18 protein-coding genes and 1 riboswitch are annotated in these 17,972 nt (G+C 69.7%); of the genes, 9 read left to right on the top strand and 9 right to left on the bottom strand.

The window, feature by feature from the left end; all coding sequences use genetic code 11:
• Positions 1-172: 172 nt before the first annotated feature.
• Positions 173-742 carry a PH domain-containing protein gene (locus tag AAEP80_RS08005; RefSeq protein ID WP_420366630.1) on the top strand — a complete coding sequence of 190 codons (570 nt, stop codon included), beginning with the start codon at positions 173-175 and terminating at the stop codon, positions 740-742.
• 565 nt (positions 743-1,307) lie between these two features.
• Here the strand turns inward: AAEP80_RS08005 and AAEP80_RS08000 are convergent.
• From AAEP80_RS08000 to gcvT, 7 genes are all read right to left on the bottom strand, one after another.
• Positions 1,308-3,050, bottom strand: coding sequence for a dipeptide ABC transporter ATP-binding protein (locus tag AAEP80_RS08000; protein ID WP_281267189.1), 1,743 nt, complete (start codon positions 3,048-3,050; stop codon positions 1,308-1,310).
• Positions 3,047-3,997 (bottom strand): ABC transporter permease, encoded by a 951-nt coding sequence (locus tag AAEP80_RS07995; protein ID WP_281267188.1) that lies wholly within the window; start codon positions 3,995-3,997, stop codon positions 3,047-3,049. The genes AAEP80_RS08000 and AAEP80_RS07995 overlap by 4 nt, the downstream gene beginning before the upstream one ends.
• Positions 3,987-4,916: an ABC transporter permease gene (locus AAEP80_RS07990; protein ID WP_402729081.1), complete on the bottom strand. Its 930-nt coding sequence runs from the start codon at positions 4,914-4,916 to the stop codon at positions 3,987-3,989. Before AAEP80_RS07990 ends, AAEP80_RS07995 begins: the two co-directional genes overlap by 11 nt.
• A 219-nt stretch (positions 4,917-5,135) precedes the next feature.
• On the bottom strand, positions 5,136-6,767 hold the full coding sequence (locus tag AAEP80_RS07985) for a peptide ABC transporter substrate-binding protein (protein ID WP_413602558.1): 1,632 nt from the start codon (positions 6,765-6,767) through the stop codon (positions 5,136-5,138).
• Between the two features lie 664 nt (positions 6,768-7,431).
• On the bottom strand, positions 7,432-10,356 hold the full coding sequence (gene gcvP / locus AAEP80_RS07980; protein WP_420366629.1) for an aminomethyl-transferring glycine dehydrogenase: 2,925 nt from the start codon (positions 10,354-10,356) through the stop codon (positions 7,432-7,434).
• Positions 10,353-10,730, bottom strand: a complete 378-nt coding sequence (gcvH, locus tag AAEP80_RS07975) for a glycine cleavage system protein GcvH (protein ID WP_281267184.1) — start codon at positions 10,728-10,730, stop codon at positions 10,353-10,355. The genes gcvP and gcvH overlap by 4 nt, the downstream gene beginning before the upstream one ends.
• Positions 10,731-10,735: 5 nt before the next feature.
• On the bottom strand, positions 10,736-11,872 hold the full coding sequence (gene gcvT / locus AAEP80_RS07970; RefSeq protein WP_420366628.1) for a glycine cleavage system aminomethyltransferase GcvT: 1,137 nt from the start codon (positions 11,870-11,872) through the stop codon (positions 10,736-10,738).
• A gap of 170 nt (positions 11,873-12,042) precedes the next feature.
• Positions 12,043-12,150, bottom strand: a riboswitch (glycine riboswitch).
• Positions 12,151-12,250: 100 nt separating this feature from the next.
• Between gcvT and AAEP80_RS07965 the strand changes: the two genes are divergently transcribed.
• Genes AAEP80_RS07965 through AAEP80_RS07950 form a run of 4 tightly spaced genes read left to right on the top strand, consistent with a single transcriptional unit; the run spans position 12,251 to position 14,180 of the window.
• Positions 12,251-12,628, top strand: coding sequence for a BlaI/MecI/CopY family transcriptional regulator (locus AAEP80_RS07965; protein WP_281267182.1), 378 nt, complete (start codon positions 12,251-12,253; stop codon positions 12,626-12,628).
• Between the two features lie 52 nt (positions 12,629-12,680).
• On the top strand, positions 12,681-13,406 hold the full coding sequence (locus AAEP80_RS07960) for a M56 family metallopeptidase (protein WP_281267181.1): 726 nt from the start codon (positions 12,681-12,683) through the stop codon (positions 13,404-13,406).
• 40 nt (positions 13,407-13,446) lie between these two features.
• Positions 13,447-13,929: an FBP domain-containing protein gene (locus AAEP80_RS07955; RefSeq protein ID WP_402729078.1), complete on the top strand. Its 483-nt coding sequence runs from the start codon at positions 13,447-13,449 to the stop codon at positions 13,927-13,929.
• A complete protein-coding gene (locus AAEP80_RS07950) occupies positions 13,926-14,180 on the top strand; it encodes a hypothetical protein (protein WP_420366627.1) in 255 nt (84 codons plus the stop codon). The genes AAEP80_RS07955 and AAEP80_RS07950 overlap by 4 nt, the downstream gene beginning before the upstream one ends.
• Before the next feature lie 9 nt (positions 14,181-14,189).
• Here the strand turns inward: AAEP80_RS07950 and AAEP80_RS07945 are convergent, their stop codons facing one another.
• Entirely contained in the window at positions 14,190-15,068 is an 879-nt protein-coding gene (locus tag AAEP80_RS07945) for a LysR substrate-binding domain-containing protein (RefSeq protein ID WP_420366626.1), read from the bottom strand.
• A 68-nt stretch (positions 15,069-15,136) separates the two neighbouring features.
• Here AAEP80_RS07945 and AAEP80_RS07940 point away from each other — a divergent pair, with 68 nt between their 5' ends.
• Genes AAEP80_RS07940 through AAEP80_RS07925 form a run of 4 tightly spaced genes read left to right on the top strand, consistent with a single transcriptional unit; the run spans position 15,137 to position 16,587 of the window.
• The gene (locus AAEP80_RS07940) at positions 15,137-15,625 is read left to right on the top strand and encodes a GNAT family N-acetyltransferase (protein ID WP_281267177.1); all 489 of its coding nucleotides are present in this window, start codon (positions 15,137-15,139) and stop codon (positions 15,623-15,625) included.
• Positions 15,626-15,669: 44 nt separating this feature from the next.
• Positions 15,670-15,891, top strand: coding sequence for a hypothetical protein (locus tag AAEP80_RS07935; protein WP_420366625.1), 222 nt, complete (start codon positions 15,670-15,672; stop codon positions 15,889-15,891).
• 4 nt (positions 15,892-15,895) lie between these two features.
• Positions 15,896-16,351 (top strand): GNAT family N-acetyltransferase, encoded by a 456-nt coding sequence (locus AAEP80_RS07930; protein ID WP_420366624.1) that lies wholly within the window; start codon positions 15,896-15,898, stop codon positions 16,349-16,351.
• A 32-nt stretch (positions 16,352-16,383) separates the two neighbouring features.
• Positions 16,384-16,587 (top strand): hypothetical protein, encoded by a 204-nt coding sequence (locus tag AAEP80_RS07925; protein ID WP_413602568.1) that lies wholly within the window; start codon positions 16,384-16,386, stop codon positions 16,585-16,587.
• Between the two features lie 113 nt (positions 16,588-16,700).
• Here the strand turns inward: AAEP80_RS07925 and AAEP80_RS07920 are convergent, their stop codons facing one another.
• Positions 16,701-17,888: a MalY/PatB family protein gene (locus tag AAEP80_RS07920; RefSeq protein WP_281267173.1), complete on the bottom strand. Its 1,188-nt coding sequence runs from the start codon at positions 17,886-17,888 to the stop codon at positions 16,701-16,703.
• Positions 17,889-17,972: the final 84 nt, after the last annotated feature.

Genomic DNA, 17,972 nt, shown 5'->3' with positions numbered 1-17,972 from the left:
CGGGGGTATTGACACCCGAACTGGGGTCGGGGACCATCGACGGTACGAGAGATCCGTCATGGATTTGCCTCCCCGGAACATCGGGTCGTCAGTTGGTACGCGCACGGCGTTTCACGCCCGCTCAACAGACGGTTCCGGGGAGGCACTCTCGCACCTCTCCTACGATGGAGCCGTGAGCGACTCCCCCGGCCCCGAACCCGCGCGCATCGTCGCTCCCGGCATGCGGACGTTGGCCATCGTGCTCTGGGCAGTCGCCGTCGTCCTGCTCGTCCTCGGCTTCATCAGCCGTGGTGACACGTCGGTCCTCCTCGTGCCGATCCCGAGCATCTTCATCGCGTTCGTGGCGTGGGCTGCGCTCTGGCGTCCTCGGCTGCTGCTCACCCCCGACGCGCTCGTGGTCGTCGACGTCCGACGCACCTCGACGTACGCCTGGCGACGCGTCACCGGCGTGCGGACGAAGTACGGCCTCGAGATCCAGTCGAACGAACCCGACCGTCGCACCTGGATCGCGCCGCGGCCGACGGCACGCTTGCGCGTGGACCGGCCGGGAGGCTCGGTGCCAGTGACCGTGGACGCTGCGGCTGCCGAGGTGCTCGCGTTCGTCCCCGCGGCGGCTCATCAGGACGGCCCGCCTCCGGCGACCGTCACCCCGCACCCGATCGTGCACCGTGTCCACGGATGGACGATCCTCGCGATCACGATCCTCGCCATCGCCGCGTCGATGGCCGCCGCCCGCCTCTGACCGACCCGCCGGCGTGCCGGCTGGGCGCCATCCGGGCGTGCGAGCGCGCGTGCGGGCACTCGTGCGTGCGGGCGTGGGTGCGTGCGGACGAGCGTGGGTGCGCGCGTGGCGGACCCTGACTCGAGCGGGCGAAATACCCGTGTCGGTCCCAAGCCGAACCCTGGCATTTCGCCCGCTCGGCCGCGTGCGGAGCGCGTCCCACGGTGAAGTCGCCATCCGTGGCGGCTCGGCGGACCCGAGGCGACACGGACTGCGATCTCACCCGGCGTCGATCCGGGTACGAGGCGGGCAGGACAGTCGCGCGGACGAGGGGCGGTCCTCCAGTCCGTGTCCACGGTCGAGCGGGCGGAATACCCGGGTGCGCGCTCGGGATGGCCACGGTATTTCGCCCGCTCGACGCAGGCGCGGCCCGCGGGAGCACGCCCGCACGTCGAGCGGGCGGAATACCCGGGTGGGCGCTCGGGGCGACCACGGTATTTCGCCCGCTCGACGGGGCGGGTGGGGCGGAAACGCGGAACGCGCCGCCCCATCGGGGCGACGCGTTCCGTGTGCGGTGAACGGGGGCTCAGCGTCCGAACTCGAACGAGGCGCCCGGGATCGCGGCCAGGAGGTCGCGGGTGTACTGCTCGCGAGGGTTGGCGAAGACCTCGTCGGTCGTCGCCTTCTCCACGATCTGTCCCTTGCGCATGACACACACGTTGTCCGCGACGAGGCGGACGACGGCGAGGTCGTGCGTGATGAACAGGTACGTCAGGCCGAGTTCCGACTGGAGCTCGGTGAGGAGCTCGAGGATCTGACCCTGCACGAGCACGTCGAGCGCGGAGACCGCCTCGTCGAGCACGATGACCTCGGGCTTCAACGCGAGTGCACGCGCGACGGCGATGCGCTGCCGCTGACCGCCGGAGAGCTCGTTCGGGTACCGGTTCACCATCGAGGACGGCAACGCCACCTGGTCGAGGAGCTCGCGCACGCGAGCGCGACGCGATGCCTTGTCGCCGACGCCGTGCGTGACGAGCGGCTCCGCGATCGTGTTCCCGACGTTGTACATCGGGTCGAGGGAACCGTACGGGTCCTGGAACACCGGCTGCACACGGCGGCGGAAGTCGAAGAGCTCCTTGCCCTTCAACGCACCGATGTCGGTGCCGTCGAACTGGACGGTGCCGCTCGTGATGCCCTCGAGCTGCAGCACGAGCTTGGCGACGGTCGACTTGCCCGAGCCGGACTCACCGACGAGCGCCGTGGTGGTGCCCTTCGGGATCGAGAACGACACGTCGTCGACGGCCTTCAGCTCACGCGACGCGAGGTTCTTGCCGCGCAGCTTGTAGATCTTCTGCAGGTTCTTGACGACGATGAGGTCCTCGGCCGGCTGGTGCTCGCGCTCCTGGGCGCGTGCGATCAGTTCGGCGTCGTCGCTGCCGCTGTCCGAGATCGCGATGCTCTCGTGCTGCACCTTCGACTGGATGCGGCGGCTGGCGAGGGACGGTGCCGCGGCGACGAGTCGCTGCGTGTACGGGTGCTGCGGGTTGCCGAGGATCTCCTGCGACGGACCCGCCTCGACGACCTGCCCCTTGTACATCACGACGAGCTTCTCGGCACGCTCGGCAGCGAGGCCGAGGTCGTGCGTGATGAAGAGGACGCTCGTGCCGTAATCGCGGGTCAGGGTCTCGAGGTGGTCGAGGATGACTCGCTGCACGGTCACGTCGAGCGCGCTCGTCGGCTCGTCGGCGATGAGCAGCTGCGGGTGGCTCGACAGACCGATGCCGATGAGCACGCGCTGCCGCATGCCGCCGGAGAACTCGTGCGGGTACTGCTTGAGGCGGTTCGCGGCGTCGCCGAGACCCGCTTCCTTCAGGACCTCGATCGCACGCTCGCGCACGGCCTTCTTGCCGGTGGCCATGCCGTTCGCACGGATCGCCTCTTCCACCTGGAACCCGATGGTCCACAGCGGGTTGAGGTTCGACATCGGGTCCTGCGGGACGTAGCCGATCTCCTTGCCGCGGATCTCGGACATCTCCTTGTCCGAGAGGCCGACGAGCTCGCGACCGTTGAACTTGATCGACCCGCCGGTCACCTGGCCGGCGCCGGGCAGCAGCTTGATGATCGCCTGGGCGCTCGTGGACTTGCCGGAACCGGACTCGCCGACGATCGCGAGTCGCTCACCCTGCTCGAGGGTGAAGTCGACACCGCGGACCGCCTGGACGAACCCGCTCTGGGTCTTGAAGCCGATCTCGAGACCGGAGATCTCGAGGAGCGGCGCGCCGTTCGCGTTGGCGCGACGCGCGGTCGGCTCGGTCAGCGTCTCGCTCATCGGCGGGCCCTCGCCTTCGGGTCGAGTGCGTCGCGGACCACGTCACCGAGGAGGAGGAACGCGAGCACGGTGATGGACAGGGCGAGCGACGGCCAGAAGATCGTCGACGGGTTGGTACGGAGCGACGGCTGCGCGGCGTTGATGTCGTAGCCCCAGCTGAGCGACGACGGCGGCAGACCGATCCCGAGGAACGACAGGGTCGACTCCGCGACGATGAACGTGCCGAGCGAGACGGTCGCGACCACGATCACCGGGGCGATCGAGTTCGGGATGACGTGGCGGATCAGCGTCTTGAACCGGCTCACACCGAGTGCCGCCGATGCGGTGACGTAGTCCGCGTTCTTCGCGGACAGCACCGCACCGCGCATGATGCGGGCGATCTGTGGCCACGCGAACGCCGCGAGGACGAGTGCGACCGTCCACGGGCTGCGCTGCGGGATGCTCGACATGATCACGATCGCGCCGAGGACGGTCGGGATCGAGAAGAAGATGTCACCGATGCGGGACACCACGGAGTCGAGCCATCCGCCGTAGAAACCGGCGAGCGAGCCGACGATCACGCCGACGATGACCACGAGGATCGTCGCGACGAGGCCGACGAGCAGCGAGTTCTGCGTGCCGTAGATGACACGGGAGTAGACGTCGCAGCCCTGACGGGTGTACCCGAGGATGTGGCCGGCACTGCCGCCCTTCCCGGAGTTCGACAGGTCGCACGCACGCGGGTCGGCGTGTGCGAACACACCCGGCACCAGCGCGACGGCGATGATCAGGACGATCAGGACGCTCGACACCCAGAAGATCGGACGGACGCGCATGGAGTCCCACGCGTCGGTCCAGAGCGACCGGGTCTTCTCGTCTTCGTTGACGTTGTCGATCGCCTGGAGCGGCGTCTCCTCGAGCGGCGCGACGTAGTGCGTCGCCGAGCGCGATTCGGTGTTACTTGGCATAACGGATCCTCGGGTCCAGGACGGCGTACAGCAGGTCGACCAGGAGGTTGGCGAGCATGAAGATGATGACCATCACGGCGACGAACGACACGACGGTCGGACCCTGGCCGAGCTTGACGGCCTGGTAGACCGTGCCGCCGACGCCGTGGATGTTGAAGATGCCCTCGGTCACGATCGCGCCGACCATCAGGTTGCCGATGTCGATGCCGAGGTAGGTGACCACCGGGATCAGCGAGTTCCGGAAGATGTGCACACCGATGACGCGGCGACGCGGGAGGCCCTTCGCCGTGGCGGTGCGCACGAAGTCGGCGCTCATGTTCTCGGCGACGCTGGCCCGTGTGAGTCGCACGATGTAGGCGAACGACCCGGTCGCGAGGACGATCGCGGGGAGCACGAGCTCCGACCACGGAGCCTGACCGGAGACCGTTGCACGGAACAGTCCGAGCTGGATCCCGAGTCCGTACTGCAGGACGAAGCCGATGACGAACACCGGGATCGAGATGAGGAACAGGCTGACGACGAGCGCGGTGGCGTCGAAGAGCTTGCCCTTCCGGAGGCCGGCGATGACACCGACGACGATGCCGGCGACCGACTCGAACACCAGCGCGAGGATCGCGAGGCGTGCCGTGATCGGGAACGCCTGCGCGAGCTGCTCGGTGACCGGGATCCCCGAGTACGTCATGCCGAGGTCGCCGCGGAACACGCCGCCGATCCACAGCAGGTACTGGACGATGAAGGGCTTGTCGAGGTTGTACTGCGCGCGGATCTGTTCGATGACCTGCGGCGACGGCTGGTGGTCGCCGAAGAGCGCGGCGATGGGGTCTCCGGGGAGGAGGAACACCATCAGGTAGATGAGGAACGTGGCACCGAAGAACACGGGGATCAGCTGCAGGAGGCGCTTCCCGAGGTACCAGAGCATCAGATCTCCGCCTGGTTCGGAGCGAGCATGTGGATCACAGTCATTTCGTCGTGGGTGGACGTCGCGTGAGTTGACACGGCTGCCCGGCGCGGGAGGCGGCGCCCGCTTGGGTCGTGGGGGGAGGTGTTGCCGCCGCGGTACGGGGGCCCGAGGACTGATCGTCCCCGAACCCCCGTCCGGTGGTGTTGCTGCTGATGCAGGATACCTGCGATCAGTTCGTTACTTCTTGACCTCGACGTCGTAGTAGAGCGGCACCGAGTCCCAGCCGAACTTGACGTTCGACACGTTGTCAGCGGACCACACACCGGTCACGTTCGAGTACCAGAGGGGGATCTCCGGCAGGTCCTTGAGCAGGAGCTCCTGGGCCTGGTCGAAGATCTTGTTGCCCGCCTCGACGCTGTCGGCCGACTGACCCTGCTTGAGCAGGTCGTTGAACTCTGCCGAGTCGTAGCGCGAGTAGTTGTTCGACGAGCCCTCACCCATGGTCGGGCCGAGGAAGTTGTACAGCGACGGGTAGTCGGCCTGCCAGCCGGTACGGCTCGCGCCGGTCAGCTTGTCGTTCGTCTGGACGTCCAGCGCCTCCTGGAAGGTCGGGTACGCCTTGCCCTCGGCCTTGATGCCCAGGGTGTTGGAGATGCTGTTCGCGACCGCGGTCACCCACGCCTCGTGTCCGCCGTCGGCGTTGTACGAGATGGTGAGGGTGTCGTTGTACGGCGAGATCTTGTCGGCCTCGGCCCAGAGCTTCTTCGCCTCGGACTTGTTGTAGTCCAGGACGTCGGAACCCTTGAGGTCCTTCGACCAGCCGTCGATGACCGGCGAGGTGAAGTCGCTGGCCGGCGTACGGGTGCCGTCGAAGATCTTCGAGGTGATCTGCTTGCGGTTGATGGACATCGACACCGCCTCGCGACGGAGCTTGCCCTCCTCGCCCTTCCAGTGGTCGAGGTAGTAGGGCAGGTAGATGCCCTGGAAGATCGCGGCCGGCTGGTTCACGTTCGAGTCGGGGAAGTCCGACTTGTAGTTCGCGAACGCGCTGTCCGGCACGGCGTCGAGGATGTCGAGGTTGCCACCCTGCGCGTCGGAGTACGCGGTGTCCTGCGAGGTGTAGAACGTGATCGTCAGACCACCGTTCTTCGGCTTGCGCTTGCCCTCGTAGTCCTTGTTGGTGACGAGCTTGATGTCCGTGTTGTGCGTCCACGCGCTCTTGCTGGCCAGCTTGTACGGGCCGTTGCCGATCGGGTTCTCACCGAACGCCTTCGGGTCGTCGTAGAACGACGACGGCAGCGGCACGAACGCCGAGTAACCGAGCGACAGCGGGAAGTCCGACTGCGGGGACTTCAGCGTCACGGTGAACTCGTCGTCGCTCTTGACCTTGAGGCCGGTGAGCTCGGAGTCAGCGTCGGCGCTGTAGCCCTCGATGTTCTCGAAGTAGTAGCTCGCGCCCTGGGCGTTCGACTTCTGCGCCGCCCAGTTCCACGCCTTCGTGAAGGACTCCGCGGTGATCTTCTCGCCGTTCGTGAACTTCCAGCCCGTGTTGAGCTTGATGTCGAACGTCTTCGAGTCGTCGGTGGTGATGCTCTTCGCGACCTCGTTCACCGGCTTGCCGTCGGCGTCGTAGGAGCGGAGTCCCTCGAAGATCGAGTTGATGATCTTGCCACCACCGGTCTCGGTGGTGTTCGAGGGGATGAGCGGGTTCTGGGGCTCGCTGCCGTTGGTGGTGACGATGCCGTTCGCGTTCGTCGAGCCGGAGCCCGAGTTGCTGCCGCTACCACTGTTGCTGGAGCAGCCGGCCAGGGCGATTGCTGTGGCCCCGAGCACGGCGAGGGCTGCGAGCCCAGCGCGCTTCTTGATCAAGAGTTCCTCCTGGTGCATGGGACGCGCCCGGCACAGAGGTGTCGCCAGGCGCGTTTGACCTTTGCACTGTAGGCAGTGCGCTGAGAACCCGCCAAACCCTGGAACGAACGGTTACACGCTGGTAACCAACTTGCATGATCCTTGCGAGATGCTGCAAGATATGCGCGTTTCAGGGCGCAACATGCTGGATTGTTGCATCTGCATCATCTTCGTTGCGCATCGGAACAGTTCCTCGCAGTGTGCCACCTCTTCGGGGGTCATGTCACGGAGGCTCGTGTCCGCGTTTCGGCGGGCATGACACGCCCGACCCCATGTGTGGGCTGTGCGGCGTCTGGACGCAATGATCCACCGGTTGGACGAATGGGACCGCTCCACCGTGTGTCGGGAGCGTGGTACGGGGTTCGAGGGCAGGGAGGCGGGGTCGGCGGCGCGGACTCAGAACGACAACACCGCTGTCGTACGACGACGAGGGTGTCGCTTCTGCGCTCGCACAACAGGCAGCGCCCGCAACGGACGACAGGATCGCTGTCGTACGACAGCGAGAGTGTCGTTCCGGCTCGGAAACGCGACGGACACCCCCGCACCCGCAACCCGACGGACACCCCCGCAAACGCCGACGGCCCCGGAGCGAGATGCTCCGGGGCCGTCGATGTGTGGACAGGGTCTACGCGAACGCCTCCACCGGCGGGCACGCGCACACGAGGTTGCGGTCGCCGTATGCCTGGTCGATACGACGCACCGGCGGCCAGTACTTCCGCTCGGCGATGCCGGGCAGCGGGTACACCGCCTGCTCCCGCGTGTAGGCGTGCGTCCACTCCCCCGAGATCACCGACGCAGCCGTGTGCGGCGCCCCGACGAGCGGGTTGTCGTCCGCCGGCCACTCCCCACGCTCGACCGCCCCGGCCTCGGCGCGGATGGCGAGCATCGCGTCGACGAAGCGGTCGAGTTCCGCGAGGTCCTCGCTCTCGGTCGGCTCCACCATGAGCGTGCCCGCCACCGGGAACGACATGGTCGGCGCGTGGAAGCCGTAGTCCACGAGGCGCTTGGCGACGTCGTCCACGGTGATCCCGGTGGCGTCCCGGAGCGGACGGAGGTCGAGGATGCACTCGTGCGCGACGAGCCCCGATTCGCCCGTGTAGAGCACCGGGAACGCGTCACGGAGGCGCGCCGCGATGTAGTTCGCTCCGAGCACGGCGGTCTCCGTCGCACGGGTGAGCCCCTCGAGCCCCATCATGCGGACGTACGACCACGTGATCGGCAGGATGCTCGGGCTGCCGTACGGCGCGGCCGAGACCGGACCACCGGCATGCGCGAGCCGCTGGTCCGGGGACGACGTCGACCCGGGTCGACGGTCGTCGTCCTGCGCGAACGGGTGCCCCGGCAGGAACGGCGCGAGGTGCGCCTTCGCCGCGACGGGCCCGACACCGGGGCCGCCACCACCGTGCGGGATGCAGAACGTCTTGTGCAGGTTGAGGTGCGAGACGTCCCCGCCGAAGTCCCCGAAGCGTGCGTGCCCGAGGAGCGCGTTGAGGTTCGCGCCGTCTACGTACACCTGGCCGCCGGCATCGTGCACGGCGTCGCAGATGTCACGGATGTCGTGCTCGTACACGCCGTGGGTGGAGGGATACGTGATCATCAGCGCCGCGAGCGTGTCGGCGTGGTCGGCGACACGAGCACGGAGGTCGTCGAGATCGACGTTCCCGTTCTCGTCGCACGCCACGACCACGACCTTCATGCCGGCGAGCACGGCGGACGCGGCGTTCGTGCCGTGCGCGCTCGACGGGATGAGGCACACGGTGCGCGCGTCGTCCCCGCGGGACCGGTGGTACCCGCGGATCGCGAGGAGCCCGGCGAGCTCGCCCTGGCTGCCGGCGTTGGGCTGGACGGAGACGGTGTCGTACCCGGTGACCTCGGCGAGCCAGGTCTCGAGGTCGCTGATCATCCCGAGGTAGCCCTCGACGTCGGAGCGCGGCGCGAACGGGTGGATGTCCGAGAACTCCGGCCACGTCACCGCGGCCATCTCGGTCGCCGCGTTGAGCTTCATCGTGCAGCTGCCGAGCGGGATCATGCCGCGGTCGAGCGCGTAGTCCTTGTCGGCGAGGTGCTTGAGGTACCGCATCATGCGGGTCTCGCTCCGGTGCGCGCTGAACACGGGGTGCGTCAGGTACTCGCTCTGCCGCAGCAGGCCGGACGGGAGGCCCGGGGTCGCGTCCGCCACGGCCGTCTCGACCGCGTGCTGGTCCGGTGCACTGCCCCCGGCCAGCAGCCCGGACAGCACGCGGACAGCGTCGGGCGTGGTCGTCTCGTCGACGGAGACCAGGAGCGTGTCCGCGTCAACGAGGTGCAGCAGGTACCCGGCAGCGTGCGCGGCGTCCACGAGCTCGCGGGCGCGTCCGGGCGCCCGGAGTGTCAGCGTGTCGAAGAACGCGTCGTGGACGACCTCCACGTCGGCGGCCCGTGCGGCATCGGCGAGCGCCGACGTCGTGCGTGCGACGCGGTTCGCGATGAACCGGAGCCCTTCTGGCCCGTGGTAGACCGCGTACATCGACGCCATGACGGCGAGGAGCACCTGCGCGGTGCAGATGTTCGACGTCGCCTTCTCGCGACGGATGTGCTGCTCGCGGGTCTGCAGGCTGAGACGGTAGGCCATGCCCCCTGCTGCGTCGAAGGACACCCCGACCAGCCGGCCGGGCAGCTGTCGTTCGAGCCCGGCGCGGACGGCGAGGTACCCGGCGTGCGGGCCACCGAAGCCGAGCGGCACGCCGAAGCGCTGCGAGGTGCCGACGGCGACGTCCGCGCCGAGGTCCCCGGGGGACGCGAGGAGCGTCATCGCGAGCAGGTCGGCCGCGACGACGGCGATCCCGCCGCCCGCGTGCACACGCTCGATCGTCGACGACGGGTCGACGACGTGCCCGGAGGCACCCGGGTACTGCAGCACCACGCCGAACGCGCCGTCGAGCTGCTCGTCCGTGGGCCCGGACACGGCGTCGAACGCGCGCAGGGTGATCCCGACGGCGTCGGCACGGTGGTCGAGCAGCGCCCGCGTCTGCGGCAGCAGGTCGGCGTCGACGAGGAACGCGTCGCCCTTGACCTTCGACGCGCGGCGGGCGAGGAGCATGCCCTCCACCACGGCGGTGCCCTCGTCGAGCATCGAGGCGCCGGCCGTGGCCATGCCGGTGAGGTCGGCGACCATCGTCTGGAAGTTGATGAGCGCTTCGAGGCGCCCCTGCGAGATCTCCGGCTGGTACGGCGTGTAGGCCGTGTACCAGCTCGGGTTCTCGAGCACGTTGCGCTGGATGACCGCCGGCGTGTGGGTGCCGTAGTAGCCGAGGCCGATCATCGCCCGACGGACGGTGTTCTTCGCCGCCATCCCGCGGAGTTCGGCGAGGGCCTCGGTCTCACCGACCGCGGTCGGGATCGACGACGACGACACCGGTTCGGCGTGGATCGACTCCGGGATCGCCGCGCGGACGAGGGCGTCGAGGGACGGCTGCCCGACGACGTCGAGCATGGTCCGCTGGTCGGCCGGGGTGGTCCCGATGTGCCGGTCGGCGAACGACGTCTGCAGGTTCAGGTCGGTGTCCGTCATGCGATGGACGCCCGGTACGTGTCGTGGTCCATGAGGTCCTCGGGGAAGTCCGTGCCCTCGACCTTGATCTTCACGAGCCAGCCGGCACCGAACGGGTCCTGGTTGACGGTGTCGGGCGCGTCGACGACGGCGTCGTTGACCTCGACGACCTCGCCCTCGATCGGCGCGAAGAGCTCGCCGACGCTCTTGGTCGACTCGATCTCGCCGAGCTGCTCACCGGCGGTGGTGGCGGTGCCGACGGCCGGCAGCTCGACGTACACGACGTCACCGAGCTGTTCGGCGGCGTGGTCGGTGATGCCGACGGTGACGACGTCACCCTCGACGAGCAGCCACTCGTGGTCCTTGGTGTACTGCAGTGCGCTCTGGTCGGTCATGACGGTCAGCCTTTCGCGGGGCGGCGGTAGAAGGGGAACGGGGTGACGGTCGCGGGGATGGCGGTGCCGCGGACGTCGATGTGGAGGACTTGTCCCTCGGCGGCGGCGGACGGGGCGACGAAGGCCATCGCGACCGGGTGGCCGAGCGTCGGGGAGAGCGCGCCGGAGGTCACCGTGCCGACGACGTCCCCGTCGTGCAGCACCGGGTAGCCGGCACGAGCAGCACGCCGGCCCTCCATCACGAGCCCGACGAGCACGGGCGCGTCCTCGGCTGGCGCGACGCCGGCGGCACCGACGAAGTCTCCCGAAGGAGCGACGACCCGACCGAGCCCGGCCTGCGCCGGACGGGTCGACACGGTGAGCTCGTGGCCGTAGAGCGGCATGCCGGCCTCGAGCCGCAGGGTGTCCCGAGCCGCGAGTCCGGCGGGGACGACACCGCGCGAGGACCCTGCGTCCAGCAGTGCGTCCCAGATCGCCGGGGCGACCTCGGGGTCGCTGTAGATCTCGAAACCGTCCTCGCCGGTGTAGCCGGTGCGGGCCACGAGGACCGACGACCCGTCGAAGGTCGCGTGCAGTGCCCGGTAGTAGCGGAGCTCGTCGAGCGGGGACTCTGGCTGCAGCCGGTCCTCGACGACCAGCGCGTCGAGGGTCCCCGCGGCGGCCGGCCCCTGGATCGCGACGAGCGCTGTGGTGTCGGAGTCATCTGAGACGACGACGTCGAACCCGTCGACCCGCGATCGCAGCGCGGACACGGCGACCTCGCGGTTCGCGGCGTTCGCGACGACCAGGTAGGTGTCGTCGTCGGTCCGGTAGACGACGAGGTCGTCGAGGATGCCGCCGGCGTCCTCGAGCAGGAGCGAGTACTTCGCCCGGCCGACGGTCATCGCACCGAACGCGCCGGCGAGCGCGTGGTCGAGGAACGCCACGGCGTCGGGCCCCGAGACGCCGATCTCCGCCATGTGCGAGAGGTCGAAGACGCCGGCGGCCTGGCGCACGGCGTGGTGCTCGGCGAGGTCGGACGAGTAGCGCACGGGCATGCGGTACCCGGCGAAGTCGGTGAAGGTCGCGCCGGCCGCTTCGTGCGCGGCCTCCAGCGGCGACGAGCGCAACGACGGCGACGGCGACGAAGAAGGATCTGACATGCGGAGTTCTCCCGAGGTCGGGCAGCCCCCGACGACGATCGCCGGGCGCGAACTCCCCCTCTGTCATGGGCCTGAGAGTTTCACCGCGGCCCGTGAGGTCCGGCGGCTTTCACCGTGGGCGAGCCGTTCCGCACCCGGAGGGTGGAGGAGCGCCTGCTTTTCAGAGTGGCCTGTCCGCTGCGGTGTTGGACCTGAGAGATTGGCGGGGAGGATGCTCCTTCGGTGTCGCACGACCACCGACGAGCGGTGGCCGGCACGACGTCTCCCGCGGCGGGTGGTCGGCCTCGATGTTCTGTTGTCCGCGGGAAGCTTACCGAGATCGCGTTACGGGCATGTGACACGTGCCACGACCGCTTCGACATCTCGTAGAGTGGTCTGGTGGCAGGACAGAGACAGCGCCCCCGCGGGCAGCTCGAGCAGGCGGTGCTCGACGCGCTCTGGTCCGCCGATGACTCGGGCCTCACCGCACGACAGGTGCTCGACGCCTTCCCGGAGCCCCGACCGGCGCTGACGACCGTCCTCACCGTGCTCGACCGGCTCGGCCGCAAGGGCACGGTCGAGCGGCAGCAGCACACCGAGGCACCCCTGACCTTCCGCGCCACCCACAGCCGGGAAGAGCAGACCGCGTCGCTCATGTCGACCGCGCTCGCAGCGGCGTCCGACCGCGAAGCGGCGCTGCTGCAGTTCACCGGCTCGCTCGCCTCCGACGACCTCGACGTCATCCGCCGGGCGCTCGACGCCCGCGCCCGATCCTGACGACGAGCCAGAACACGACGAGCCGGAACACGACGAGCATGGCGACAGCGACGTGGTGATCACCGGCATCGTGCTCATCGTGCTGGCGTTGGCCGTCGTGGTCGTCGCGCCCCGCATCCTGACCCGCTCCGCCTGGACGATCGACCGCCCCCGCACCGCGCTCCTGAGCTGGTCGGTCGCCGTCCTCCTCGGCGCACTCGGCTTCGTCGCCGGCATCACCCTCGTCGTGCTCGCGAACCGCCCGATCACGTTCGGTGCTTCTCCGACGCACGGCCTCAACATCGGGGTGGCCGTGCTGGCCGTGCTCGCCTTCGTCGTCGCCGTGCGCGTCCGGCCGGGCCCGGAGCACCAGGCCGTCCGCGAGGCGATGCGTTCCGGCGTCGCCCCGCACCGCGAGATCGACGGCACGCTGGTCGCGGTCGTCGAGGCGGAGCACGCGCTCGCCTGCGCCGTCCCCGGCCGGAGCGGCGGGGTGCTGGTCAGCACCGGTCTCGCAGACCGGTTGCGGACCGACGAACTGGAGGCAGTGGTCGCCCACGAACGCGCCCACCTGCAGCAGCGCCACGCGGCCGTCGTCGCGGTCGCCGAATCGATCGAGCGTGCGGTCCCGTGGATCCCCGGCGCGCGCGCGATGGCGCGATCGACACGCGTCCTCGTCGAGTTCGCCGCGGACGACGCGGCCGCGCGCCGTACCGGACGCGACGCGGTGCGTCGAGCCGTCCTGGTGGCGGACGAGACGAGCGCGCTCGCGGTGATCCGGGCCTCCAGGCTGGGCTGACGGACCGTCTGTCGGAGGCGAGGCATAGGGTGTTCGCACCGTGAAACCACTGACCGAAGCAGACATCCGATCGTCGTTCGTCAACGCCACCCCGGAGGAGCTCGCCCAGCTCCCGATCCCGGGGCTGCACGAGATGCTCTGGGACGAGCGCGAGTTCCTCGGCTGGCGCGACCCCCAGGCGGCCCGGCGCGGGTACATCGTGTCCTGGATCGACGGTGTCGCCGTCGGGATCGTGGTGCGTTCGGCCGGCGGGTCGCTCCGCCCGGGCATCGCCGCGATGTGCTCGTTCTGCCACTCGCCGCAGCCCGCCACGCAGGTCCGCCTGTTCTCGGCGGCGCGCGCCGGCGAGTCCGGCCGCAACGGCAACACCATCGGGTCCTACATCTGCGAGGACCTCGGGTGCTCGATGCTCATCCGGACCGCTCCCCCGCACCTGAACCCGCCGGCGACCATCGCCATGCGGGGCGAAGCACTCCTGCAGCGCGTGCAGAACTTCACGGCCGACATCATGAAGACGGCGTGAGCCGGTTCCCCACTGCGCGATGGGTCGTCGTCGAGGAACAGGGCGACGGACGCTGGCGGCTGACGGTCCGCGACGAGGCCGATGACGAGCTCGGCGCCTTCGGCCTGGGCGTCGAGGGTCCGTGGGACCCCGACGTCGAGCCGCACGTTTCGTTCGTGCTCGTGCAGCTCGGCCTCGGGTTGCGGGGCTCGCGACCGTGGCGACAGGACGAGCTCGGCGACCAGCGGGCACCGGTGCTGCCGCTGGGGTAGGCGGCTCGGTCAGTCGGCCGCTGCGACGAAGTTCCGGAGGATCTCGCGGTCGTCGTCGGCGCGGACCGCCCAGCACAGCTCGCTGCGGTGGTCGCTCGTCAGCGGCAGCAGCACGACGGTGTCCGGTGCCGCGAGCGTCGCACTCGCCGGCGCGATCGTGACGCCGAGCCCGGCACCGACGAGGTGCAGCACCGTGGCCCAGGTCGTCGCCTCCTGCACGACCGTCGGACGCTTCGCACCCCGCACCACCGGGGCGAGGTTCCGCTCGGTGGCGACGGTGCCCGCCTCGGCGGGGAAGAACACGAACGGGTCGTCGACGAGCTCGGTGCCGTCGATCTCCGCACGCTCGGCGAACCGGTGGTCCCGCGGGACGGCCGCGACGAACCGCTCGCTCCGGAACGGCGTGGTCCGGACACCGTCCGTCGGGTCCGGGTCGCGCACGATCGCCAGGTCGAGCTCGCCACGGACGATGCGCGCGAGCAGCTGCGACGTGTAGCCCTCCGTGAGTTCGACGCGGACCAGGGGGTAGCGCTCCCGGAACCGCTGCACGCGTTCGATCGGACCGAGCGGCAGCGCCGAGACCACGAACCCCACGTCGAGGCGCCCGGCTTCACCACGTCCGACGCGGATCGTCTCGTCGAGGTCACGCGCTGCCTGGGCCAGGAGCGACCGCGCACGCCCCTGCAGGGCGCGACCGGCCGGTGTGAGCGCGACACTCCGCGAGGTCCGGGCGAAGAGGTCCACGCCGAGCGCGCGTTCGGTCCGTCGGATCTGCTGCGAGAGCGCGGGCTGGGCGATGTGCAGGGTCTCGGCGGCGCGGCCGAAGTGCAGTTCGTCGGCGACCGCCAGGAACGCGCGAAGCTGCCGGAGATCGACGTCGTGATCCATGCATCCAGCGTATCGATCGACGCGAACAAGTATTGGACTCTTCTCGGGGCTGACCCGAGGATGGAGCCATGCCCGACACCGCCGACATCACCATCGCCGACCTCGCCACCCCCGCGGACGCCGAGGCGTTCCGTGTCCTCAACGAAGCGTGGATCACCCGCTTCTTCGCGCTCGAGGACGAGGACCGCAAGTACCTCGGCGACCCCGTGGGACGCATCGTCGAACCCGGCGGCGCCGTGCTCGTCGCACGCCTGGCGGACGGCACCGTCGTCGGCTGCATCGGGATCGCGCCGGTGACCCCCGGGGTGTTCGAACTCGTCAAGATGGCGGTCGCTCCGGACCACCAGGGGCACGGCACCGGTCGACGACTCATCGAGACCGCCATCGACCGCGCCCGGTCGCTCGGCGCGTCGCGCGTGGTGCTCGAGAGCAACGCCGACCTCGCCAGCGCCGTGCACCTCTACGAGACCACCGGGTTCCGGCACCTCGGCGCGGACGAACACGAACCGAGCCCCTACACGCGCGCGAACGTCCACATGGCGCTCGACCTGGACTGAGACCCGACCTGACCCCGACGCGCCGCACGTCCTAGGGTGTGCGCATGGGGATCATCGGGGTGGTGCTGTTCGCGATCGCAGGGTTCGCGCTGACCAACGGCATGCCGCACTCCGTGGCGGGGCTCGGCGCTCGCGTGTTCGGCACGCCGTTCGGGGCCACGGGGTTGTTCGACGACCGCGACGCACGACCCGACGGATCGGGCACTGACCCCGACGGATCACGTCGTGCTCCTGACGGATCGCGGGGCGCTGCCGACAGTGCCTGACGCCATGCGGATCCACGAACGCACCGACGCCCACCTCGACACGTTGGTCGAGGTGCTCTGGCGCGTGCACACGGACGGCTACCCGGCGACCTGGCCGGACGACCCACGCGCCTGGCTCTCCCCGGAGGGACTCCTCGCCGCCTGGGTCGCGGTCGACGACGGCCGGGTCGTCGGACACGTCGGCATCGCCGTGTCCGGACCAGGTCGGATGCCGTCGGTCACGCGACTCTTCGTCGACCCGGAGCACCGATGCCGAGGACTCGCGGACGACCTGCTCGCTGCGGCGGAACACGGCGCACCCGGCACCCACGTGCGACTCGACGTCACCGACGAGACACCCGGGGCGTGGCGACTGTACGAGCGCCGCGGATGGCACCTCACGGGCACCGGGCCGGCCGACTGGTCGAAGCCCTCCGGCGAGACGCCGGTGCTCCGCTACTACGCCAAGCGCGTCGGCTGAGCGCCGCCGGGCACGCTTGCTACGCTCGCGGCATGGCGACGCACGAGGTCCAGGCGGTCCGGGACAAGGGCATGTGGCAGGTGTTCATCGACGGGTTCCTCGTCACCGAGGTCTCCCGCTGGGGCTCGGTCGGGTTCGTCGCTCGGGAATGGGTCGCCATGACCGAGGAGGTCCCCTCCAGCGAGGTCGACCTGGCGATCCGCGTCGTCGGCCGGAACCAGTACATCGACGCGTGAGCACCCGCTCGTCCTGACGAGTGCGCCACGAGTCTCGCGCTCAGCGACACTTCTCGCGCGCCGCGGCCCGAGAACGGTCGCTCAGCCCGAGTCTCGCCCCCGCGCCGAGCATCTCACGCGACGTGCCAGACCACGGCTTCCTGCGCACTCGACGGGTACGCCGCCGCGATCCGCAGCACCGCTTCGCGCAGGGTGTCCGGCGAGCACGCCAGGTTGATCCGGGCGAACCCGCGTCCCTCGGACCCGAAGGGCACGCCGGAGTTCAGCGCCACGAAGGCGTGCTCGCGCAGCTGCACGGCCGGGTCGTCCCCGAGGCCGATCCCCCGGAAGTCGAGCCACGCCAGGTAACCGGCGCGCGGCCGGGAGTACACGACCCCCGGCAGGTGCTCGGCGAGGAGCTTCGCGAGCAACCGGTCGTTCGCGACGATCCGGTCGATGACGTCGTCGAGCCACCCCACCGCGAGCGAGAACGCCGCGAGGTTCGCGTGCAGCCCGAGGATGCTCGTCCGGCACGCCACCTCTTCCCACAGGGTGTCGAGGAGCGCTGCGGTCCGGTCGTCCCCGGCGACGATGACGGAGCACTTCACCCCGGCGAGGTTCCAGCCCTTGCTCGCGGACGTGACACAGACGCTGCGCGCTCCGACGGACGACGCGATCGAGGCGAACGGCGTGAACTGCACGCCCGGGTGGGTCAGCGGCGCGTGGATCTCGTCCGAGATCACGAGGACGTCGTACCGTGCGGCCAGCTCTGCCAGCGCGAGCAGGTCGGCACGGTCGTGCACGAGCCCGATGGGGTTGTGCGGGTTGCAGAGCAGGAACACCCGGACCCCGGATGCGAAGGCACGCTCGAGCCCCTCGAGGTCGAGCCGGTAGACGCCCCACTGCTCGGCGAGCGGGACCTCTTCCACCTGACATCGGGCCTCTTCGACGAGTTCGAAGAACGGCGGGTACACCGGCGGGGTGATCGCGACGCGACCACCGTCCGGCAGCGCGAGCCGCAGCGTCTCGACGATCCCGACGCTGACGTCGGTGGCCAGGTACACGCGGGCCGGGTCGACCTCCCAGCCCCAGCGCTCACGCGCGAAGGACGCGAACGCCGGCGCCAGCGGCCCGGGGCCGTCGAGGTAGCCGAGGTCGGACTGCTGCACCCGTTCGACGAGCGCCTGCCGGATCTCCGGCGCGACCTCGTGGTCCATCTCGGCGACGAACAGGGGCAGCACGTCTGGCGCGTACCGCGTCCACTTGATGCTCGTGCGGACCCCGCGGATCGTGCCGACCGGGTCCTCCTCGTCACTCGCCATCCCCTCATGGTGCACCGGACAGGAGGCTCGGCGCGAGTCCGTCCGTCATCTCGCGTCGTCTCCTGGTCACCTTGGGCCGGGGGC

The organism is Curtobacterium sp. L3-7, from assembly GCF_048756585.1.
Taxonomy (GTDB): Bacteria; Actinomycetota; Actinomycetes; order Actinomycetales; family Microbacteriaceae; genus Curtobacterium.
Note: the sequence above shows the minus strand (reverse complement) of the source record. Positions and strands in the feature narration are given on the sequence as shown.